23 protein-coding genes and 1 riboswitch are annotated in these 23,565 nt (G+C 34.1%); of the genes, 2 read left to right on the plus strand and 21 right to left on the minus strand.

What is annotated here, in order from left to right; translation table 11 throughout:
* Positions 1–69 precede the first annotated feature (69 nt).
* A complete protein-coding gene (locus IMX26_RS07885; protein WP_195161126.1) occupies positions 70–618 on the plus strand; it encodes a GNAT family N-acetyltransferase in 549 nt (182 codons plus the stop codon).
* Positions 619–1,076: 458 nt separating this feature from the next.
* Here IMX26_RS07885 and IMX26_RS07890 read toward each other — a convergent pair whose 3' ends face one another.
* The 4 genes from IMX26_RS07890 to thiD form a co-directional block, all read right to left on the minus strand.
* Entirely contained in the window at positions 1,077–2,081 is a 1,005-nt protein-coding gene (locus IMX26_RS07890) for a phosphotransferase (protein ID WP_195161127.1), read from the minus strand.
* A 633-nt stretch (positions 2,082–2,714) separates the two neighbouring features.
* Positions 2,715–3,335 carry a thiamine phosphate synthase gene (thiE, locus tag IMX26_RS07895; protein ID WP_195161128.1) on the minus strand — a complete coding sequence of 207 codons (621 nt, stop codon included), beginning with the start codon at positions 3,333–3,335 and terminating at the stop codon, positions 2,715–2,717.
* Positions 3,322–4,146 carry a hydroxyethylthiazole kinase gene (thiM, locus tag IMX26_RS07900; RefSeq protein ID WP_195161129.1) on the minus strand — a complete coding sequence of 275 codons (825 nt, stop codon included), beginning with the start codon at positions 4,144–4,146 and terminating at the stop codon, positions 3,322–3,324. Before thiM ends, thiE begins: the two co-directional genes overlap by 14 nt.
* A 50-nt stretch (positions 4,147–4,196) precedes the next feature.
* The gene (gene thiD, locus IMX26_RS07905) at positions 4,197–4,997 is read right to left on the minus strand and encodes a bifunctional hydroxymethylpyrimidine kinase/phosphomethylpyrimidine kinase (protein ID WP_195161130.1); all 801 of its coding nucleotides are present in this window, start codon (positions 4,995–4,997) and stop codon (positions 4,197–4,199) included.
* Between the two features lie 74 nt (positions 4,998–5,071).
* A riboswitch (TPP riboswitch) is annotated at positions 5,072–5,182 on the minus strand.
* A 285-nt stretch (positions 5,183–5,467) separates the two neighbouring features.
* Between thiD and IMX26_RS07910 the strand changes: the two genes are divergently transcribed.
* Positions 5,468–6,700 carry an arginine deiminase gene (locus IMX26_RS07910; RefSeq protein WP_195161131.1) on the plus strand — a complete coding sequence of 411 codons (1,233 nt, stop codon included), beginning with the start codon at positions 5,468–5,470 and terminating at the stop codon, positions 6,698–6,700.
* A 344-nt stretch (positions 6,701–7,044) separates the two neighbouring features.
* Here the strand turns inward: IMX26_RS07910 and IMX26_RS07915 are convergent, their stop codons facing one another.
* From IMX26_RS07915 to cbiD, 17 genes are all read right to left on the minus strand, one after another.
* Entirely contained in the window at positions 7,045–8,193 is a 1,149-nt protein-coding gene (locus tag IMX26_RS07915; RefSeq protein ID WP_195161132.1) for a double-cubane-cluster-containing anaerobic reductase, read from the minus strand.
* A 10-nt stretch (positions 8,194–8,203) separates the two neighbouring features.
* Positions 8,204–8,965 (minus strand): acyl-CoA dehydratase activase, encoded by a 762-nt coding sequence (locus tag IMX26_RS07920; RefSeq protein WP_347707909.1) that lies wholly within the window; start codon positions 8,963–8,965, stop codon positions 8,204–8,206.
* 355 nt (positions 8,966–9,320) lie between these two features.
* On the minus strand, positions 9,321–10,574 hold the full coding sequence (locus IMX26_RS18105; RefSeq protein WP_195161133.1) for a 2-hydroxyacyl-CoA dehydratase: 1,254 nt from the start codon (positions 10,572–10,574) through the stop codon (positions 9,321–9,323).
* A 1-nt stretch (position 10,575) separates the two neighbouring features.
* Positions 10,576–13,509, minus strand: coding sequence for an acyl-CoA dehydratase activase-related protein (locus tag IMX26_RS07930; RefSeq protein ID WP_195161134.1), 2,934 nt, complete (start codon positions 13,507–13,509; stop codon positions 10,576–10,578).
* A 13-nt stretch (positions 13,510–13,522) separates the two neighbouring features.
* On the minus strand, positions 13,523–14,023 hold the full coding sequence (locus tag IMX26_RS07935) for a TetR/AcrR family transcriptional regulator (RefSeq protein WP_195161135.1): 501 nt from the start codon (positions 14,021–14,023) through the stop codon (positions 13,523–13,525).
* A 183-nt stretch (positions 14,024–14,206) separates the two neighbouring features.
* Entirely contained in the window at positions 14,207–14,611 is a 405-nt protein-coding gene (locus IMX26_RS07940) for a hypothetical protein (protein ID WP_195161136.1), read from the minus strand.
* 595 nt (positions 14,612–15,206) lie between these two features.
* Positions 15,207–15,974: an ABC transporter ATP-binding protein gene (locus tag IMX26_RS07945; protein WP_195161137.1), complete on the minus strand. Its 768-nt coding sequence runs from the start codon at positions 15,972–15,974 to the stop codon at positions 15,207–15,209.
* On the minus strand, positions 15,958–16,653 hold the full coding sequence (locus IMX26_RS07950) for an iron ABC transporter permease (RefSeq protein ID WP_243259325.1): 696 nt from the start codon (positions 16,651–16,653) through the stop codon (positions 15,958–15,960). The genes IMX26_RS07945 and IMX26_RS07950 overlap by 17 nt, the downstream gene beginning before the upstream one ends.
* Entirely contained in the window at positions 16,635–16,961 is a 327-nt protein-coding gene (locus IMX26_RS17860; RefSeq protein ID WP_243259326.1) for an iron chelate uptake ABC transporter family permease subunit, read from the minus strand. Before IMX26_RS17860 ends, IMX26_RS07950 begins: the two co-directional genes overlap by 19 nt.
* A gap of 1 nt (position 16,962) precedes the next feature.
* Positions 16,963–17,973, minus strand: coding sequence for an ABC transporter substrate-binding protein (locus IMX26_RS07955; RefSeq protein ID WP_195161138.1), 1,011 nt, complete (start codon positions 17,971–17,973; stop codon positions 16,963–16,965).
* 18 nt (positions 17,974–17,991) lie between these two features.
* Positions 17,992–18,729, minus strand: coding sequence for a precorrin-6A reductase (cobK, locus tag IMX26_RS07960; RefSeq protein ID WP_195161139.1), 738 nt, complete (start codon positions 18,727–18,729; stop codon positions 17,992–17,994).
* Complete coding sequence (gene cobJ, locus IMX26_RS07965) at positions 18,726–19,451, minus strand: precorrin-3B C(17)-methyltransferase (protein WP_243259327.1); 726 nt, start codon at positions 19,449–19,451, stop codon at positions 18,726–18,728. The genes cobK and cobJ overlap by 4 nt, the downstream gene beginning before the upstream one ends.
* Positions 19,448–20,482 carry a cobalt-precorrin 5A hydrolase gene (cbiG, locus tag IMX26_RS07970; RefSeq protein ID WP_195161140.1) on the minus strand — a complete coding sequence of 345 codons (1,035 nt, stop codon included), beginning with the start codon at positions 20,480–20,482 and terminating at the stop codon, positions 19,448–19,450. The genes cobJ and cbiG overlap by 4 nt, the downstream gene beginning before the upstream one ends.
* Complete coding sequence (gene cobM, locus IMX26_RS07975; protein WP_207729345.1) at positions 20,483–21,241, minus strand: precorrin-4 C(11)-methyltransferase; 759 nt, start codon at positions 21,239–21,241, stop codon at positions 20,483–20,485.
* 11 nt (positions 21,242–21,252) lie between these two features.
* Positions 21,253–21,825, minus strand: a complete 573-nt coding sequence (gene cbiT / locus IMX26_RS07980; RefSeq protein WP_195161142.1) for a precorrin-6Y C5,15-methyltransferase (decarboxylating) subunit CbiT — start codon at positions 21,823–21,825, stop codon at positions 21,253–21,255.
* Positions 21,826–21,829: 4 nt separating this feature from the next.
* A complete protein-coding gene (cbiE, locus tag IMX26_RS07985) occupies positions 21,830–22,456 on the minus strand; it encodes a precorrin-6y C5,15-methyltransferase (decarboxylating) subunit CbiE (RefSeq protein WP_195161143.1) in 627 nt (208 codons plus the stop codon).
* The gene (gene cbiD / locus IMX26_RS07990) at positions 22,443–23,561 is read right to left on the minus strand and encodes a cobalt-precorrin-5B (C(1))-methyltransferase CbiD (protein WP_195161144.1); all 1,119 of its coding nucleotides are present in this window, start codon (positions 23,559–23,561) and stop codon (positions 22,443–22,445) included. The genes cbiE and cbiD overlap by 14 nt, the downstream gene beginning before the upstream one ends.
* Positions 23,562–23,565 lie beyond the last annotated feature (4 nt).

Consider the following 23,565-nt stretch of genomic DNA (forward strand, 5'->3'; position numbering starts at 1 on the left):
AATAAACTAGTTGATTTTTATAATACATAAAATATAATAGTTTTATTACATATGTAAGGCGGTGGCAATATGATTATTGAAAAGATTACCAGCTTTTCTATTACAGATTTAAACAAGTTAGGTAAGTATGGCTACACAGCAAATGAAAAGTATGTAGTTGAGAGGTATTTTATTAATAATGAGCTAATAATTCGTTTTAGAAAAGAGGCCCTAAAGGAGCCTTATGATAAGACTTGGCCGATACTACAAACCCACTTGGATTATTATAATACTGTCTTAGAACAAGGAAATTGCTATGCAGCATATTTAGAAAACGAGTTATTAGGTGTAATAATTTTGGACATACGCAAGTGGAATAAAACTCTTTTTATAGATTTAATACAGGTCTCTGATAAACATCATAACGAGGGTATTGGTACGGAATTGTTGGCAAAAGCCAAGGAAATAGCTATTGAAAACAAACTAAGAATTGTGGCACTAGAGACTCAAAATACTAATGTAAACGCTATTGAATTTTATAAAAAAAATGGCTTTACCATAGATGGATTTGATTTGTCTTATTACGATAATAACTACCCCTATAATGAGGTTGCAATTTTTATGAAATGCAAGCTTTAGACTCGCCTAATAGACTTCGTGGGGTGGATATTTCACAGAGTGAAATATGGGGTGGGCTCGTTTCACGTCGCGGGGTGGGTGTTCCTGATAGGAACACGGTTTGGGCTAGCGCGGTTTTAAAAATTATTGTAGATTTAAAAATGATACTTATATTTTCATATGCTTATGGTAATAAGCTAATTATATATATAAACTCCACTCCACAAATGATAGAGTGGAGTTTCCTTTATGGATACAGGAGTATTTATACTATTATTAAAACAAAAAATGTCACATAAATAATTTTTAGTATCCTCTATGAAAACATTACGATGCGAAGCAAGAATAATATGTTTTATGGAGCGAAGCGAACACTCCGCAACCTAAAAGGTTGCCCACCCCGCGAGGTTTTGAAAACCGAGCCCACCCCATAATTCACAGAGTGAATTATCAACTCCACGAAGTAAAACGAGTCCACCCTATCTTATATGAATAACTTTATTTTCAATATCTCTAATTGAGCTTTGGATATAATTTTGCTGTACTTTATTGCTTAGTTTTTCTATCCATTCTGGATGTTGGCTAAAATCTGTTATATCTAAAGATCTTCTTAGTCTGGCTATAAGATAAAGCCTATGAAACCTCATAAAAAGAGGTAATAAGGTGAGTTCTTCGTCGCTAACTTCTTTATGTAATCTATAGGATTCTATAAATCTATTAAAATCTTTATTAGTTATGTCTATCTTTTCATTGGCAAACATACTACGAACAGCGTATAAAATATCTGCAGCGAACCATAGTACACACATATCATCAAAGTCTATAATTGATATTTCATTGTTATTAAATATAATATTATCTGTTTCAAAATCAAAATGAATTAGTCCATAATTATTTTCATTAACAGGTAGTTTACTAAGGGCTTCATATATTTTATGATATTCATTTAACAGTTGTGTTTCATTATTTTTTATATGCTCTTTAATAAAACCCATTAAATCTTGCCAATTAGGTCTATTATGCAATTGAACTTGGTTTTGTAATGCACTATGTAGTTTACCTAATTCTGCTCCCCAAAGTTTTAATTGTTGCTCATTAATTTCATGGTATTCAAACATAACTCCAGCTATTCTTTTATAAACCATTGCTATAAAAGTTCCTAAATTGCTATCTACTAGTTCGTAGTAGTTTCCTGTCAATGATTTTAGGGGTTTACAAACACTAAAGCCATTATCATTTAAGTAATTGAGCACCTCAACTTCAGCTTTAATTAAATCAACAGATCGCTCATTAATAGAGTTAAATCTTAAAACATAACTGTCTTGTTTGGTAACTACTTCAAAAATAAAGTTTGAGCTAGCACGCCAGTAAATCACCTTTTTAATGTCATTAAACCATCTACTAGCAATTTCATGAGCTAAGGGTGAACTATGTTCTTCATTTATAGTTGCCACAACCCTACTCATTAAAGATAATTTCATCATATAATAAATATTTCTCCATTTTCTTTTATTTACTAAAACTTAGTATAACATATGATTCATAAAAGTAGCTGTTTCCCTAACTCTACAAAGTCTATACCTAGGCTGCAGTATTTATTGGTTTATAAATCTTACTTAAAGCTAATACATTTTTGTTATAAACCGCAAAGTACACCTCTTACTTAGGCTCTTACTTTAAAAGGCAGACACAGTCCTGCTATTACGAGTGGCGTTATAGTTACATATATCTTTTTAAGCAATCTTTTTCTTCGTGCCCTTTGTGTCTAAAATCTATTAACTAATTGTGGATCCTGATTTTTAAAGCTGTTACTAGTATATTATTACAATTTAAGGTTTAAAAATCGAGCTTAGAGTAAAGAATTAATATTTATATTGAAACCACAAAGTGCGCAAAGAGGAAAGAAGATGGTATTGCTAAAATGATAATCTCTACGCCTCAGCACCTTAATCTATAGTCCATCCATTTTGCAAAATACGTACTAACTCCTACAATCGCATAGTTATTTTCTCTTTATGTTTGTGGTTTAAGTTATTTTTATTGGCAAAAAGGCTGCCACATTAGCTTTTTTATTTCTGCTAATGCGACAGCCTCTTATTATTCTAGCGTATATTAAATCAGCTTATAACTAATTTACTTAATAAGTTCTTTGTGGCTTTAGCTACATTTTGTTTGCCTAGAATTGCTGATATAACAGCCACCCCAGCAAATCCTTGTTGCATTAACTGGCCACAATTATTTTCATTGATGCCCCCTATGCCGACAATAGGAATAGGTATTTCCTTAACAATTTTGTTAATATCATCAGTAATGACTACAGCATCATCTTTAGAGTTGGTGGGAAATACTGCCCCTAAACCAATATAATCTGCCCCTGCTTCATAGGCCTTTAGGGCATGATTATAGCTGTTAGCAGATACTCCAATTATTTTATTCGGGAATAATTTTTTGCATAGCTCTATAGGCAAATCACTTTGACCCACATGTAAACCATCGGCATCTACAGCTAAAGCTATGTCTAACCTATCGTTAATAATTAAAGGAACTTGGTATTTTTTACACATTGTTTTTAGCTTTAAGGCTGTTTCGTAAAACTCTTTAGATCCCATATTCTTTTCACGCACTTGCAACAGAGTTACTCCACTCTTTAAGGCCTGCTCAATGGTGTTATAAAAATCTCTGTTACCCATTATTTTTTTATCTGTTACCAAATATAGTGTGTAATTAACATTTTTCATAACTTATTTTACCTCGTGAATTAATAATTTGATCATTTAGCTGCTCTATCTTATCAAATATTTTAGTTCTAAAGGTGCCAATGCCAGCATCACCTAGGTTCTCGTACGCCAGTTCACCTGCTAAACCCATAGCACAAATACCATAACTGGCGGCTTCTATAGGCTCTGCAAGGGTCAAAAATGCTGCTATAAGAGCAGTAGTCATACAGCCAGTTCCAGTAACCTTAGCTAAGTATTTAACGCCATTATTAATTTTAACTAGCTCTTTACCATTGCAGATATAGTCAGTTGCTCCAGTTATAGCAACATTAGTACCTAGCAGTTTACTGGCCTGTACAGCAACTACTTTACCATCGCTTTCATCAGCAACCGAGTCAACTCCTTTAGTTTGACCTGCTAACCCAATAAGGGCCTTGATTTCCGACATATTGCCACGCACTAAGTCTATTTTGATCTCCTTGATTAATTTTAGAGCAGTTTCGGTTCTAAATTTAGTTGCACCAGCTCCTACTGGGTCTAAAACAATAGGCACTGCTAGCTCATTGGCTCTAGCACCAGCAAATAACATATTTTTTACCTGCTCTGTGTCTAGGGTGCCAATATTTAAAACCAAAGCCCCCCCAACTGCCTTTACAACTGCTAATAAATCTTGGGTATCTTGGGGTGAGTGACTCATAACAGGTGATGCCCCAATAGCTAATAAAACATTAGCTACATCATTTACTGAAACATAGTTTGTTATATTGTGAACTAAAGGTGCTTTTTCTTTTAACTTAGCTAACGCTAAGGCAAAACTATTATTGTTTATCATTAAATTATTCTCCTTATTGAGTATTTTATTAATGCCTTATTATGATTAATCTATTTACTATTAGAGCTATAAAACTCATAAAAATGGTGGGTAGGACCTACCCCTTTGCCAATACTAAAACTATTCACAATAGCTCCAGTTATATACTGTTTAGCCTTTTCTACAGCCTTTGGAACAGCCATTCCTTTGGCAATATTGGCTGCGATAGCACTCGATAACGTACATCCTGTGCCATGCGTATTTTTGGTATTAATTCGTTTACTTTTATAAACAAAAAACTCGTTGCCATCGTATAAAATATCTACAGCTATCTCATCACTTAAATGCCCACCCTTTAACAAAACATATTTAGGGCCAAGAGCATGTATTTTAAGGGCTGCCTGTCTCATATCTGCTATAGATTTAATCGGCATTTTTACAAAAACCGCTGCCTCCGGAATATTAGGCGTTACCACTAAAGCCATTGGCAAGAGCCTTTTGATTAGGCTATTTTCAGCCTCAGGTAACAACAGTTTATAACCACTTTTTGAGACCATTACAGGGTCAAGTATTATATTTTTATAGTTATACTTAGCTAAAGATGTGGCTATTGCTTCTATGGATGCTATTTGGGATACCATACCAATCTTTACTGCATCTATGTTAATATCCTCAAATAAAACCTCTATTTGTTTGCTAATAATCCCGGGGTCAACATCCTGCACCGCAAAAACCCCTTGGCTGTTTTGAGCTGTAATTGCTGTAATTACACTCATAGCGTAAACCCCATTAGCACTCATGCTTTTTATATCGGCCTGTATTCCTGCACCACCACATGAATCACTGCCTGCAATTGTACATGCAATTTTCATTATTACACCCCACTTTTTTATTTATGTGTCGCTTATATCACAAAAAAACCATGTTCCAGAAAAAGAACATGGTCATAATTTCATACAGCCTTCCTTTCGCTGGAATTACCCAGGGCAAGTTCATGGGTCAAAAGATTATGGTCTTTTATCTCAGCCAGCCAATTGTGGCACCCCAAGGACACTATTCAATTACATTCACAATAACAAATATTTACTCTAAAATCAATACAATTAGGCTTTATTACCAGCATTTTTTTACTTAAAATCCTTAAAATCTTTAGTTTATGCAACCATGAAATTCCATACATTACAATGAATATTAATCCATTTTGCCCTTTTACCTTGTTTCGACATATTTCGGGGTGCTATACTAACCCTGCGATTGTTTAACATTCATGCCTAAAAAAACAATCATTTAGCTAAAGATAGGTGATAAGTTCATAAAAATATAGCTAGAGAGGAAGTTGAGAATGGATGAAAAACAAGTATTTTTAAATATTCAATCAGAAATAGGTAAGTTAAATTCAGTATTATTGCACCGTCCTGGTAAAGAGCTAGAAAGATTAACTCCAGAAAACCTTGAAAAATCATTGTTTGACGACATACCATGGGTAAAACAAATGCAAGTTGAACACGATGGATTTGCTGATGTTTTAAGAAGTAGAGGGGTTAATGTTCACTATATTGAAGATTTAATTGAAGACATTATTAAAGTTAAAGATCAAAAAGACATAATTATTAAGGCTGTATTACAAGATGCGGGTTTACGTAGTAAAGCTTTAGAGTCTGTATTACATGACTTTTTAACTGATCAACCCAGTGAAAAGGTTGTTGAATACTTAATAGCGGGTTTAGAAAAGTCTGAAACTAATCACCTTAAACGTGAGTTTACTTTAGCTGACCATATTAAAGCACATCATAAATTTTTCTTAAACCCAATTCCAAACCTATACTTTATGCGAGATCCAGCTACAGTTGTAGGTAATGCTTTGAGTGTTAATACCATGAATACCGCTGCCAGAAAACGTGAAAGCTTATTATTACAATATGTATATGAATATCATACTTTATTTAATAAAAGTAAAACACCATTAATTCACCATGTAAATGATGATAGCAGTATTGAAGGTGGAGATATCTTAATTTTGAGTAATAAGGTAATAGCTATTGGCTGTAGCCAAAGAACATCACCTTTTGCTATTGAAAGATTAGCCCAAAATGCTTTTGATAAATTACCTGAACTTACAGAAATTTTAGTAGTGCAAATCCCTAAGGTTAGGTCATTTATGCATTTAGATACTGTATTTACTATGGTAGACTATAATAAGTTTACAGTTTACCCTGGCATTTACAATGCATTTAGACTATTTAAAATTAGTCGTGGTAAAGATGTACTAAAGTACAATGCAATAACAGATTCTCTCATTCATACCCTAGAGAAGTCTCTTAATATAGACAAAATTGATTTAATAAGAAGTGGCGGTGGATGCCCAATTACCGCAGCTAGAGAGCAATGGAATGATAGTACAAATACCCTAGCAATTGCCCCAGGTGTTGTTGTAACCTACAGCCGTAACGAAGCCTCTAATGCTGTGTTACGTCAACATGGAGTTGAGGTGCTTGAAATTGCTGACTCTGAATTAATTAGAGGTAGAGGTGGCCCTCGCTGTATGAGTATGCCACTGCAAAGACAACCTTTATAGAATAAAAAAGAGTTGTAGTTAAAATAACTACAACTTTTTTATTGGGGTGGGTATTTCACTTTGTGAAATACGGGGGGGACTCGCCTTACGGCATTGTGGGGTGGGCAACCCTTTAGGTTGCGGGGTGGGTAACCCCTTGGGTTACGGGAGAGTATGCTCGCTGACGCATCGCATGAATATCTATTTAATTACAGAAAAAAAACTTATTGCCATAAAGATAGTGACATTTTTAAATCTGCAATGACATTAAAAAATCGCGACAGCCCACACCGAATGCCCAACAGGCATTCCCACCCCATAATTCACTATGTGAATTATCCACACCACGAAGACAAAGTCAAGTCCTAACCAAGCATTTCTATAAATGCTTCTAAGCGGGTTTTTATTTGGCCGCTGTCGTTTTGCGAGAAGTTTGTTTCAAGCATTAAATATGGGGTTTCTTTCTCTTCGTTTACAAATTGTTTTATGGTTTTAGCTTCTATGTTATAGGTATGGCAGGCCTGTAAAACTACCTCAACTACCCCATCTACTTGGTATTCATCTATTAATTGATTTAGTAAATCTAATCTACTTTTATTGGGACTCATTACGGAGCAACAAATATTGAGGTATTTTTTAGTTAGGGCATCATAGGGGTCTATTGTTTCATCTGTGTTTAGCTCTAGGTTTTTAACACCACCACAGTTTTCAAAACAAACAACTACTGCTCCTAAATCTTCTATAACTTTAGTAATCTTTTCATTAACCCCACCCATAGGGCAGCCTGTTATAAGTATTCGGGGAGCTACCTTAGATATTGGTTTAAATCCTTGTTCATATTCTTTTTTGATAGTTTGCGTAATTTCTACTACATCCTGTAGTAAATCATCTCTATTAGCTGTAAAATTATTGGCCTCAAGCACAATTTGCATTTCACTACCACTAATTGCAGGTGGACATAGTTTACCTAGCTCATAAAACTCTCGTAAAATTCGGTGCTCTTCGTTGTGCAAGGCTATGGCATCTTTTAATTTTTGCTCAGTTATTTCGGTATTAAACTCTTGTTCTAATCTGCTTTTAAGTTTATATAACTCGTTTTTCCACAACTCACAGGCCTCTTTGCCCTCTGTTGTTTGAGGCAAATTCATAACATGCATGGGTTTAACCTTGCTTAGTAGCTCGTACATTTTTTTCTTGCCATCACAGGTTGTTTCTGCAACTAACATATCCGAAAAATAAAAATATGGGCATTTATCTGTTATGCCATAACCATAACTAGATTTAATAAGGGGGCATAAATTACGCGGTAAATCACGCTCTGCTGCTTTTATAGGCTCTTCTTTAGTACCACATAAGCCTACTGGTATAGCACCCGATGCGGTAATTAACTCTTTGGGAGTATACGTACAATAGGTGCCAACTACTTTTTGGCCATTTTCTTTAAGCTCTTTAAACTCTATAAAACCATTTCTTCGGGCATCAACCAACTGTGCAAAAAACTCTTTTCTTGACATATGTTTCTCCTTAATTTAAGTTATATCCTACAATTGCTGCCCCTAAAGCACCAATTAATTGGGAGTTTTCATAGGTAATTACTGGCACACCTAAGCTCTTCTCTATAGCTAATTTTAGTAAATTACTTTGAGAGAGACCTCCTGTAAAAATAATTTCATCTTTATAGTTTACTCTTTTAATCATATTACAAGCTCTATTAGCAATTGATTCTATTATGCCTGCCGCTATCGAGGCCTTGTCTACACCATTAGCTAAAAGACTAATTACCTCTGATTCTGCAAAAACTGTACACATATTAGATATTTCAGCTGGCTTAGCTCCACTAGCTAGCTGGTCTATTTTGCCAATATCTTCACCTAATTTATTAACCATTACCTGTAAAAACCGACCTGTACCCGCCGCACATTTATCATTCATTAAAAAATCTACTACCTTGCCATTACTATTTAGAGAAATTACTTTACTGTCTTGCCCCCCAATATCTAAAATTGTTCGGGCTTTATTATTTAAGTAGTATGCACCTGTGGCATGACATTTAATTTCAGTTACTGTTTTATTTACAAACTTCATTGATACCCTACCGTAACCTGTACCAATAACTTTTACATTATTTTGTTTAGCCTCATTTAACAAACAGTTGTAAACCTTAAGCGATGTTTTTTGAGGACTCCACCCCGTTGGCACTATCATACTTTTAACAATAGCACCGTTGTATAAAACCCCTTTGGTAGCAACTGATCCTGAGTCTATTCCTATAGAATAAATAATAATTACCCCCTAAAAATAAGCCACTTTAATATTTATATAAACAAGCTAAAGAGATTATAACATATTTTTATGTGTTGGATAATATTTTTTTATGTAAAAATATTATGGGATGGACTCGCCTTCGGCATCGTGGGGTGGGTATTTCACAAAGTGAAATACGGAGTGGGCAACCCTTTAGGTTGCGGGGTGGGTTAACCATAATCGCGATGACAAAGTCGAGCACCCCCCGTAGCCTAAAGGGCTACCCACCCCACGAGCCATAGCGAGTCCACCCCGTATTTGCCAAGCAAAATACCAACCCCGCGATGCTTTTGCAAAAACAAGCCCAAACCAAAAAAAGTGGCTATAAGCCACTTTTTTACCTTTTAATATTGGATAACATTAATTTTATTCTATTACGCTGATTAACAGCCGAAGCTCCTGGGTCATAATCTATTGCTACTATATTAGCTTGGGGGTAGTTTTCTTTTATAATTTTCATGGATCCTTTACCCGAAATATGGTTAGGCAAACAACCAAATGGCTGAGCACAAACTATATTTGGGGCATCATGTTTTATGAGCTCTATCATTTCGGCTGTTAATAACCAGCCTTCGCCCATTCTATTTCCTCGTGAAACAATGCCCTTTACTAAGCCCTTTAATTTGTCGAACTCTATGGGTCTAGAGAATCCTGCTTTCGCTAGTATGTCTCTACTATAGTCTCTTACTTTTTCAATATAGCTTATCATAAAGTGAACTGCATGTTTTTTAATTGCCTTACCGCCATACCAATCTACTTCTAGGGCTCGATAATCTAGCTTAAACAGGATAAAATCCATTAAAGGGGGTACAACTACCTCTACTTGTTCACCTCGTAAAAAGTCCTCTAAATTGTTATTACCAATAGCTGAAAACTTAACATAAATTTCACCCACTATACCTACCTTAGGTAATTTATTGCCTGTTACAGCTATGTTAGCAAAATCACTAACCATTTTTTTAGTATTTTTTTTATAGGCCTTGCTATTTAACACAGAGTCATGTTTATAGCTGTGCATAATCTTTTGTTTCCATTTAGCCACTAAGGCATCTGTTTCACCTTTATTGATTTCATAGGGCATAACTTCATTATAAAGCTGTAACATTAGGTCACCGTAAAAAACACTCCAAATTGCCTTAAACCAAAACTTAATAGACGGTTTAAACCCTGGATTTGCTTCCAGCTTAGAAATATTAAGAGATATAACTGGAACCTGTGCTAATCCAGTTTTTTTAAGGGCTGCTCTTAACAGATGAATATAATTACTTGCCCTACAACCCCCACCAGTTTGGGTAATGATAACTGCAATTTTATCTTTATCGTAACCCTTATTTTTTATGGCATCTAAAACTTGACCAATTACTAACAAAGCAGGATAACAAGAATCATTATGCACATATTTTAATCCCTCAGAAACTAAATTAGGCCCTACATTATCTAAAAGCTCCGACTTAAACCCTTCTTGATTTAAGGTCTCTACCAACAGGTCAAAGTGAAATGGTGCCATTTGTGGAACCAATATAGTGTATTCTTTGCGCATTTCTTCGGTAAAAAGTAGTCTACCATCTTCGTTATATTGTAACTCTGCCATTCTATTCACCTCGTTTCTCTAACATTGTTGATATAAGTGAACGAATCCTTATTTTAACTGCTCCCAAATTACTCATCTCATCAATTTTAATTTGTGTATATACCTTACCACTCTGTTCTAGTATTCGTTTGGTTTCATCTGAAGTTATTGCATCTAAACCACAACCAAACGATACCAATTGAATTAGTTGCATGTTATTGTTATTACTATCTGCCACATATTTAGCTGCATCATACAGCCTAGTATGGTATGTCCATTGGTTTAAGACCTTAGCCGAGCTATGATCAGCCAAACTCGAAACACAATCTTCTGTTAAAGTAACTATATCTAATGATGATAATAAATCTGTTATACCATGGTTAACCTCTGGGTCAATATGGTATGGTCTACCAGCAAGTACTATTACTTTTTTGTGGTTTTGATTGGCAAATTCTAAAGCCTCTTTTCCATAATCTATTACAGCTTTTTTATATTTTAGATAGGCTAACATACCTTGCTCATAGGCTTTTCCGATTTCTCTACTAGACTTTATAATAGCCATTTGTTTTAACTCTGGAATCATTTTTTTAGTAAAGACCTTTTTATCGTTAAGTGTTATATAAGGTATTACAAAGTTTTTATCTTTTATTCTACTAACATTATTTTTTATAACCTCTGCATATGAGGCAACAACCGGACAATTATAATGATTTTTAGGGTAATCCTTTTCTTTAAAGTTATATACTATACAAGGATAAAATATGGTTTCTATCCCCAAATCTAATAAGCTTTCAATATGGCCATGTACCATTTTAGCTGGATAACAAACCGTATCACTAGGAATAGTATGTTGACCTTTTTCGTAGGTCTCACGGGTAGATATTTCACTAGTAACTACCTCAACTCCAAGCACATTAAAAAACTCTACCCAAAACGGCAGGTTTTCGTACATATTAAGTACCAGAGGTATACCTATTTTTTGGCTGTGCTTATTTGATTTAAGGTTTTGCAGGTAATTTAGTTTAAATTTATTGGCATCATAACTTTGTTTTTTCTTAGATAAACCTAAACCTTTTTCACATCTATTTCCAGATATATATTTGCTGCCATTATTAAATGTAGAGATTGTTAAGCTACAACGGTTATTACATTTTTTACAGGTAACTGTGGTATTTTTTACGCTAAAATCACTAATTTCTTGTGGCGATATTATGCTTGATTTACTGCCTGTTATTCTCTTTTTAGCAAGCAGAGCAATGCCAAATGCTCCCATTAAACCTGCGATAGATGGCCTAACCACTGTGCTATTTGTTTCTAATTCAAAGGAACGTAAAATAGCGTCATTATAAAAAGTACCACCTTGAACAACTATGTTTTTACCTAAATCTTCAGCACTGTTTACTCTTAACACTTTATACAAAGCGTTTTTAACAACACTAATGCCAAGTCCTGCTGCAATATCCTCTACGCTTGCACCCTCTTTTTGAGCCTGTTTAACACTTGAGTTCATAAAAATAGTGCATCTCGAACCAAGATCTACAGGCTGTTTTGCCTTTAAGGCCAACTCAGCAAACTGTTCTACACTGTAGTTTAAGGAGTTTGCAAAGGTAGATATAAATGAACCACAGCCCGAAGAACAAGCCTCGTTAAGCACTATAGACTCAATAACACCGTTGCTTATTTTTAAACACTTCATATCTTGGCCACCAATATCTATTATAAAATCTACTTCGGGCATAAAGTGTTTTGCTGCTTCAAAGTGAGCAATAGTCTCAACTTCGCCAATATCTAGGTTAAACGCGGCTTTAATTAATTCCTCACCATAGCCCGTTACCCCTACGGCTTTTATAAGAGCGTTTTTATGTTTTAAGCTAGTTATTTCAACTAACTGTTGTTTTACTACCTCAATTACACTTCCATGATTATAGTCATAATAAGAGTGTAGTATTTCGTTATTTTTACCTATAACTAATATTTTGGTTGTGGTTGAACCTGCATCTATGCCAATATATATATCATCTTGGTATTCACTTAATTTCTGCTTTACAAAATCAACCTGATGATGTCTTCTTAAAAACTGTTCTTTTTCTAGCTCATTATTAAAAAGGGGCTTTAGTCTATTGGTAATGCTATAAGCTAAATTGGTGTTTGACAGTTTTTTTATTAAATCATGTAGATCTATTTCTTTCATATCTTGGGCATATAATGCACAGCCCAAAGCAATGTAGTATTCGGAGTTATCTGGAAATACAATTTCACTATCCTTTAGCTTAAGGGTTTTTATAAACTGATTTCTTAACTCGCTAAAAAAGGTTAAAGGTCCTCCTAAAAAGCAAATATTGCCTTTAAATTCTCTTCCCTGTGCTAACCCCGCAATGGTTTGATTAACTACAGCCTGAAAAATACTAATAGAGATATCTTCTTTAGTTACTCCTTGGTTAATAAGGGCTTGAATATCTGTTTTAGCAAACACCCCACAACGAGAAGCAATTGCATAAACCTTGTTAGCTTTTTTTGCTTTTTCATTAAGCTCTGCGGGCGTAATATTTAGTAACTTAGACATCTGATCAATAAAGGCTCCAGTACCTCCTGCACAAGTACTATTCATACGTTGCTCAATAGTTTGGTCAAAGAATATTACTTTTACATCCTCACCGCCAATTTCAATCACAGCATCGGTATGTGGCTGGTACTTTTGAACAGCCAGAGTTGCTGCTATAACCTCTTGAGTAAATTCAATCTCTAATATTTCAGCAATATCCATGCCAGCTGAGCCAGCTATTGATACCTTGGCATGATTAATATTTGTTTCTTGCATTAAATCTTTTAGTATATCTATTAAGTTTTCTTGGATTTTTGAGTAATGTCTTCGATATCGTTTAAAAATAATTTCATTATTATCATTTAAACAAATCAGTTTCACCGTTGTACTTCCTATATCAATTCCTATATGCATTCTTTCACCTCTATTACCTATTAAGTAAACTTACTAAATTCCTCACATAGTCGTTTAAACTAAGGTTGTGATCAATTCTACTGTGAACTAAAAAACCTAATAAACTAGCTAGTAACACCTTTTGCTTTTCAACACATTTAATATTGTAGTGTTTACCGATAACATTCCTTGTAATATTCAATCTATTACCGAGCTCTACCTGTAGTTTAGGCATACTATTTGCTAGGTTGGTAAATTCAATTAGTAGCATTAAATTTGGAATAATAAACTTGCTTAATACCTTCTCTATATCTTCATTTTCACTAATGTTGTTGATGCTTTCGCAAAATGCACCGTTTTTATATATTAATACAGCTATAAAGAGATCCTCTTTAGAACTAAAGTAATGATGTACTAAACCATGATTCACACCTGCATTTTTGGCTATTTCTTTTATAGTAGTTTTATTACTTCCGTTCAAGAGCAACGTTTTATGGACTGATTCTAGTAGTAATTCTCTTGTACTTGTTTTCATTAGCTTTAGAATCTCCTCATTGTTAGTCACACGACTAACTACCTTACAGGTAGTTATAATATACTATAAATAAGTTAAAATCTAGTTAAATTATATAAATAAATAAAATCTTATTAATTGCATTGAAACTAAAGCCTTATTATAAATAAAATCACACACTCTTATATGAATGTGTGTAAAGTATTAGTCTGAAATGCTCAATGTTTTTTGATAATCTTTGGTTATTTCTTTATACTGTTTGATTAGTATCTTATCTAAATTCATTATTGTATTATACTCATATAAAACTTTATTGCTAATGTCAGATATCCTCTCCCCAAAACAATCTGCATTATAAAGCTCTTTAAAAGATAACACATGCTGTAAGCTACGAGTATTATCCATATTAATATTCATAATTAACTGGTTTACTTTAACATCTAGTTGCTCAATATATTCATTTCTTTGCTGATAATTATTATGTAATTCTTGTAGCTGTTTTGGTGTTTTTTTTAATGTCAGCTCATAATTAATATTACGCAACTCACTTAGGATTTTTAATTTTTCGTTCATAAGATCTTTAATTCTCTCAACCAGTGTTCTCGACATTTCCACTCCCTCACTTTTAAACACAAGGCTAATATCTGTAACTATTGCTCAATTTTTTATTTATGTATTATTGATAGTTATAATTATAAACCCTGTTTTTTTTATGCACCTTAATTTTTATTTATTGTTATATAAATGCTTTTTATAACAATATGTTAAATATAGACATCAACAAACAATTTTATCATTAATAATTCATTTGTAAATAGAATTGTTTAAATTATTTATTTTTATATCTATTTTTATTAAATTTACTTAAATTAAGTCTTTTGTTTTTTTTGTTTATGAATTATTTAATGTGCTAGGGATAATCCCTCTGCCTCTATAATTAGGGGTGGAAGAAGTGAATTGAAAGTTCGATGTACAGCAACTAAAAAATAACAAAGAGGAACGACTGTGTGGTTCCTCTTTGTTATTACTTAAAAATGAATTAAATATAGGACTGCTTAACACCCCAAACGGAATCACACTGAGGTGATTCCAGTTTTATTCACCGTAACAAACATGCCGTTCATTACTTGTTTGTTATTGCGAATTCTTAAAACAAGTAACAGTTAAACAATTTAAATGTTGTTCATCTACCATGTATATTATCCTAAATAGGAATGATTATAGGTTTGTTATTTATTTCATCCAAAATAATTTTTGTTTTAAGCTTAAATACCTGTTGAATTAGTTGTTCATTAATAACATCTGTTACACTGCCCTGAGCCTTTACTTGACCCTTATTCATGACAATAATATTATCTGAATATCTAGCAGCTTGATTAATATCATGCAAAACCATAACAATAGTTATTTTTTGCTGTTCATTGAGTTTTTTTATTAGCTCAAGGGTTTCATATTGGTGATTTATATCTAAAAAAGTTGTAGGTTCATCTAACAATAAGAGCTGCGGCTCTTGGGCTAAAGTCATTGCTATCCAAGCACGTTGTTTTTCACCACCCGACATCTCATGTAGGTATTTTTCCTGTAAATTGACTATATTAGTTTGTTTAATAACCCTCTCTATAACCTCTTTATCAGCACCAGATAAACCTGAATTCCATTTATGAAAAGGGTAGCGTCCCAAAGTAATCAGCTGTTTTGCCGTTATACTATAGGGAATTTGGGGATTCTGAGGCAACAAAGCTATTATTTTTGCAAGCTCTTTATACTTTATTTTCATCAAAGGTTTGCCATTTAAACTAATAGATCCTGCATTTATGCGTTTGCCTTTACTTATGGCCTTTAGCAAGGTAGATTTACCACAACCATTGGGGCCAATAATTGTTGTTATTTTGTGTTTAATAAACTGGCATGAGAGCTTATTTACTACTACCTGATTATCGTAAGCTATTGATACATTATTTAGCTCTAGCATTCTTCATACCACCCTTTAGTAAATACAAGAAAAAAGGTACCCCAATTATAGACATTACTATTCCTAAGGGTAATTCTAGTGGTGCAAAAATAACCCTTGAGATAGTGTCACATATTAGTACTAGTCCCGCCCCTAAAATAGCACTTGCAGCAAATAATACACGGTGTTCTGATCCAACTAAAATCCTAGCAATATGGGGAACAATTAAGCCCACAAAGCCTAACAATCCTACTATGCTAACTGCACTAGCAGCCAACACAGAGGATAAGATTATTAAAAATAAACGTGTTAATTCTACGTTTAAACCTAAGCTGCCAGCAATATCATCGCCTAACATTAATACATTTAGTTTTTCAGCAACGATAATAGCTAATACAAAGCCCACAACGGTATAAGGCACTAGTTGATAAAATTCATGCCAAGTTATAGCTGTTAAACTTCCTATTTTAAACCCTAATGTATCCGATACTCTGTCTGGATAAAATATTAAGATTAAACTTATAAAAGCATTTAATAGTGTTGAAACAGCTATACCAGCTAAAATCATTCTTAAAGGTTGAATGCCATTCTTCCACGATAAACCATATATAATAATAGTTGTTGTTAATGCCCCTATAAAGGCAAAAGGGGTAAGCATAAATGTTAGTTTAGGCAGCAGAATTAAAGAAACAGTGGCCATAAAGCCCGCCCCCGAAGATACTCCAATAATATTAGGAGAAGCCAGGGGTTTCGCATAACCCCCTGGAGAATTGCTCCTGCCAAGGCTAAGCTTGTTCCAACTAAAGAGGCCACTAAAGAACGCGGAATTCTAAGATTTAATATAATTCTACTATTTAAGCTATTATCATTATGCATTATTGCTTTTAAGATCTCTTTTATAGGTATGTGATAAGCCCCTAAGCTTACGCTTAGTAAAAAGCTAATAACGGTAAATGCCAAAAATACAAATAACAATGTTCCTGTTTTTTTGGCTTTATTATTATTCATTTTATTTAAATGTCTCTGGATAAATAATTTTAGCTAAATAACTTAATGCCTCTGGGTATTGAGCATTTGGTTTATACACATAGTTTTCTTTTGGCAAATAGTATACTCTATTATTTTTTACGGCGTCCATTTCCGACCAAATTGCGTTTTTCTTGATATCTTTTGCTACTTTTTCTTTACATGCATCTACATCACCCATAGTACAAATAAACAAATACTGAGGGTCTCTAGCCGCTAAAACTTCTAAACTAAAGTCTACTCTGGTGCTACCTGCAACAGGAATATCTTTACCTTTTATAATATTTTGAGCGCCTAATAAGTCAAGCATTTCACCGGTTAAAGAGTGCTGTGTTTCTGATCTAATTGACTTACTAGTTACATATAAAACTGCTATGTTAGGCTTCTCTGATATAGTCTCAGCTTTTTTGATAATAGAGTTACACTCATCTGTAATAGCCTTAATTTTCTCATTAAAAATATCTTGGGTTCCTAAAATTTCAGTCATTAAATAAAGGTTCTTTTGAAAGGCGGTATAAGCCTGTGTTCCAGTATCCATAGGGGCACACTCAATATTATTATCAGATAGAGTTTTATAGAGCTTTTTATGGGCAGATGAAGTGCTGGATAGTAATACTAAATCAGGCTCAAGAGCCATTACAGCCTCAGCACTAACTGTTGCAAAGCTACCTAAAATTGGTAGATCAGCAGCTTCAGTCGGTACATTTACGGTACCCTTTACCCTTGCTATAGATTCGCCACCTGCTAAATACCAAAGATCTAGTATAGAGTTTAATAATACTACTACTTTTTTAGGTTTTTTAGTAACTGTAATAGACTCTCCATCTACATTTACATAAGTAACACTTGTTTCATTTGAGTCTGTAACAAACTCAGGATATACTGACTGAAAATCTGTGTTTTTATCTGCTGGTTTAGTGTTATTGGTACATCCGGCCAAACAACCGGTAATTAGTATAGATAATACTAATAAACTAATTAGTTTATTTTTCATATTTTCTCCTCTTATTCTTTATAACATTTTGTTTATATCATCAATTCCATTAACCACCCATTTATAGGGTAGTTGTGGTCGAGATAACATTATTACTTCTACATTATTTTGCTGGGCTGCCTCTAGCTTTTGAACAAGACCTCCTTCATAACCGCTATCTTTAGTTACCAGATATTTTATATTAAATTGCTTTAATAGACTGCTATTTAATTCCGTGCTACATGGTCCCTGTATGGCAATTATTTGACTAGGTTTTAAACCCGCATTCTCAGCCTTTTTTAGCGATGAACTAACTGGCAACAGCCTTGCAATTATTCGGTTTTTATCAACAACCTTAGTTATTAGGTTAAGATTATTGGCTCCTATTGTTAATAGAATGTTTCCTTTATGCTGCTTAAGGTAGTAGTTTATTTCCACATAAGAGTTAAGCTTAGTTATATTCGACCGATTAACAGATGGTCGATCATAACGAATGGCCTTTATTTTTAAATGTGTACTAACTTTAATAATATTTTGAGATATTTCTACGGCATAAGGATGAGTAGCATCTATTATTGTTGTGACTTTTTCAGTTTTTATTAATGTGCAAATTTCCTCAAAATCTAGTTTTCCGTGAATCTTTTTTAAATTAGGATGATTACTTAGTAAATTAATACCGTACTCAGTAGCAGTAGAAGCAATAACCTTATACCCTTTAGTTAGGAGCAAGTTTATGATCTCTCTGCCGTCTTTAGTGCCTCCAAATACTAAAATCAATATGAATACCCCCTAGGGGTTATCAGTTTATTGCCATGGATATAGCTTTTGGAGTTACCCACAATAACCATAGTTGACATATTAATTTCGCATTCACACATGTTTGCTAAGTCTGTAATCTCTATTTCCTGTTGATCTCGCTTAGCATTCCTAACTATCCCAACAGGGGTATTAGGGCTTTTATACTGCAATAGTATTTGCTGAGCTTTATTGATATGGGTAGCCCTGCCTTTGCTTTTAGGGTTATAAATGGCAACTACAAAATCCCCTTCTCCAGCACAATGAAGTCGCTTACTTATTACATCCCAATCGGTTAATAAATCACTCAAACTAATGGTGACATAATCATGCATAAGAGCCGCCCCCAAAGATGCAGCTGCTGCATTGGCTGATGTAATACCAGGTATAACTTCAACTTTAATATCACTGCCTTGTTTTATGACAATTTCATTCATTAGACCAGCCATGCCATATACTCCTGCATCGCCGCCACTTACTAATGCCACTGTTTTACCGAGGCTTGCCAATTGTAAAGCTTTATGGCAACGCTCTACTTCGCCACGCATTCCTGTAGTAAACACCTGTTGATTTGTTAATAGTTGCTTAATTAAATTTACATAGGTTTTATAACCAACAACGACCTCACAGTTTTTTATTAAATTTAAGGCTTTAACAGATAAATAATCTGTTGAACCTGGTCCAATGCCAATTACATATATCACTTTTTTACCCCCTCTTGCCAGATAGATAGTGTCACGCCCGAGTGTTTCTCTTTTTTTACTAAACATTCACCTTGCTGTGAGGCTAAGTAACCAGCCGCCTCACAAACCGTACCCACCCCTATTGTCTTTTTCACAAATTGAGATATTTCAAATAAATGTTCAACCTCATTTAGTTCCTTTACAGAATAGGTTATATAGCTAACACCTAACTTTTTAGCAAGTTCTAAAATTGCAGGCTCATTCTTTTTAATATCTACGGAGGCTATTTTAACAACAGCTTCATTGGCTAAATTTAGTTGTTTTAGCTTGGCATAAACAGTGTTTATGACGTGGTTTGCTTCTATACCTTTTTTGCAACCAATACCAATTACAATATTGGGCTTTATTAGCTGAACAAGCTCCCCTGAAAACTGAGGCAATACCTGTTTATTGGTAATATAAATTAAACCATTAATATCATTGTTTATGCTTTTTATTATTTTTACATTGTGGGGCAACAACACCCTTTTAAGAGCAAAGTCTGTTAAAATTCCCACCTGTTCTTCGTTAATTATTAAGGAAGTTACTAGTTTAGCATTATTAAAATCTTTTATAACTAAGTTATTCTGCTTAGCAAACATATCTACAGCTAACTTATGGTTTAAATCTGAGGCTGTTGTTATTATGGCAGTGGCCAAAATCTCTTTAGCAAGTTGCTCTGCTTTTTCATTTGCTCCACCTAAATGACCAGATAACAAGCTGATAACATACTGAGCTTTGTTATCTACTACTAACACAGCTGGGTCAAGCGATTTATGTTTTAAATATGGGGCTATAGAACGTACCACAATACCCGTTGCCATTATAAATATTAAGGTATCGTATTTGTTAAATATATCCCCCACAAAACTGCTAAATTTACCATCTATAAGCTCAGTACCTTCTAGCTGATATTTTGACATTGTATATATACAATAACTATTGTTTGTTTGTTTTATTTTAAGTGCTAAATCTCGGGCTGCTTTCGAAAGTGTTATGATGGCAGTCGACATTTACTTTGCCTCTCTAAACATATGGCTAAAGTTTTCATCATACAACTTAGAAAACTGATATTCACAGTCGATAAAATCACCTACAAGTATTTGAGCAGTGCGAGTTATGTTAGCCTCTTTAACTTTAGCTGCTATATTAGCTAGGGTACCGATAACTATTTTTTGATTAGGCCAAGTAGCTCGCTCTACTACAGCCACTGGAGTTGTTTCTCCATAATGCTTAGTAAGTCGTTTTACAACCTTATCAATCATTTGCACCGATAAAAATATAGCCATACTAGCTTGGTGGCTTGCTAAAAGCTCTAATTGCTCTAGTTTTGGCACGGGAGTTCTGCCTTCAAGTCTGGTACATATTACGGTTTGGGTAACGCCAGGCAAGGTAAACTCTCGCTTTATAGCAGCGGCAGAGGCAGTAAAGGAGCTAACCCCTGGTACTACTTCATATTCAATATTATGCTTTAGTAAAAAGTCCATTTGTTCTTGGATAGCTCCATATATACTAGGGTCTCCAGTATGAATGCGAACTACCGATTTATGGTTGGCAACAGCCTCTACCATTACTTTTAATACCTCTGGTAAGCTCATTTGAGCACTATTATAAACAATAGCTGAATCCTTTTTATCCTGATAAACTAAAGGGTTTACTAATGAGCCAGCATAAATTATTACATCAGCATTGTCTATTAATTTTTTTCCTTTAAGCGTAAGTAACTCTGGATCGCCAGGTCCGGCACCAATGAAGAAAACTTTTTTCATTATCTCTACCTCTTTTATTTTTGGGCGCTAATAATATATACTGGGTTATTTGCTATCATCATAGTTAAGTTGGCTAACGACTTGCCTTTTGCTATGCTAGCCTGCACTATTTCAATATTTTTGTACTGGTACTGCTTTAAGAGATTTATTATTTTAACTGCGTTTTCTAAGGTAATACAGTTTGCCACAACAATGCCTTGAGCTATAAGATTAGTAGCTAGCCAGCTAAAGATATTATCAAGCTGTCCCCCACTGCCACCGATAAAAGCACTAGTTAAATTTGTTATTATAGGTAAATCTACTGGTGCCTTACCCTCTATAATTTCTACATTTTGTAGTTTAAACTTGGCAATATTTTGTTTAATAATTGGCAAGGCTTTTTCACTTTTTTCAATTGCATATACCATACCTTTAGGACAATTAAGGGCACATTCTACTGTAACAGAACCCGAGCCTGCTCCAATATCTACTACCGTATTATGAGGCATTAGCTGGAGCTTACTAAGGGTTATAGCCCGTACCTCAGCCTTAGTCATTGGCACCTCACCCCTAATAAAGAGGTCATCTTTCAAACCATATTTACTCATTGTTTTACTCCTTAATTTTGCAAATAATCACGGTATTTATATGCGGTGTCGAAAATGCCATTGCCTCTGGTACTGTTAATTGATGGATGTGCTCATTCTCGTAAGATAAATTTTCACCTATATAAAGCCTATAGTTTAATAAGTCATTGTTTATTAGTAAACTTGCGATTGCTGCTGGGCTATTTATTTTATCTGTCAGTACCCCTACATAGTCATGAATTTTAACCTTATCTATAATATCGTTAGCTCTACCATGCAGGCTGGTTAAATGGGCCTGCTGATAGCTCTGTTTTATTTTGGCAAACATATATTGCATACTACTAATACCGGGGTAAACAGTTAGCTCATTATCCTGTAAAAATCCTTTAAGGTAATTAAGTAGGCTATAAAAACCGGTATCACCAGATACCACAACAGCTATTTTTGTGGTGTTCTTATTGCTTAATATAAACTCTTTAACTTCAGTTAGGTTTTTATCAATAAGTAAAGTTTGTTGATTCTTTATTTCTATACTGGCAAGATTACGTTTAGCTGCTATTACAACTTGGCAGTCTTTTATTATCTTGTTACTGATTGGCAGAATATAATCTCTACTGCCAGGACCTAACCCTACTACCCTAACTTTTGGCATTTTTAAACTCCTTTAATAGATTATCGGCATTAGCTGATCTACCCAATTCTCCAAAACCCTGAGAGAATATTATGCACTCAATTTTTAGGCTATCATGGGTTCTTTTAGTGGCTCTGTTAGCTACTTTATTGGCCAAAATGTTAAAGACCTTAGTTAACTTATTATCCTTTATAAGTTCTACAGCTTGCTCGGTAGTATTACAATTAAGTATTTCATTAGTAAGAATACTGCTGGCTCCTATGGAGGCACAGTAAGCCGCCAATATCTCCATTCTGGCATCAGCGTATTTGCTATGGGTTTGAAAAATTCCCCCTGCAACCTTAACCAACTTTCCTAAATGGCCGATAATAAGTATTCTTTGTAGCCCTATCTCTTCGGCTTTATCTAAAATAAAGCCTATAAAATTACTTGTTTTTATTATTTTATTGCTATCTACATTTAGTGATAAAGCATAACTAAAGCCATAATTACCAGGAACAAAAACCAAGGCTTTATTACCCGACTCAACTTGAATATTTAACTCTAAAGCTAAAGATTCTTTAAGCGCCTGTTGAGACATTGGCTCAACTATGCCACTTGTACCTATAATTGAAATACCACCAACAATACCTAGGTTAGGATTAAAGGTTTTCTGGGCAATTTGTTCACCATTTGGCACACTAATTTTTATTAATACGGCTTTATTTTCAGGTAAAACCTTACTAACTTCATTTATTATCATTTGCCTGGGTACAGGATTAATAGCAGGCTCACCTACCGCTACTGATAAGCCCTTTTTGGTAACTACTCCTATACCTTTTCCACCAATTATTTTAAGGCTTTCATTTAAACTAACTGTGGCAAAAACTTTAATTCCATTAGTTATATCAGGATCGTCTCCACTATCTTTAATTACTGAACAGCTAACAAAGTCTTTAGATATTTCTATATCGTGAATATTAAGCTCTAGTCTCCAACCCTTTGGGGTATCTATCAACACTGTTTTAAGAGGCTTTTGAGTTAAAAGCATTTTAGTAGCTGCTTTAGCAGCAGCTGTAGCGCAAGAACCTGTAGTATAGCCATATCTTAGTTTTTTTCCGCCTTTATTAATAAATTTATTAAGCATAGTT

Source organism: Clostridium sp. 'deep sea' (genome assembly GCF_014931565.1).
GTDB lineage: Bacteria > Bacillota > UBA994 > PWPR01 > PWPR01.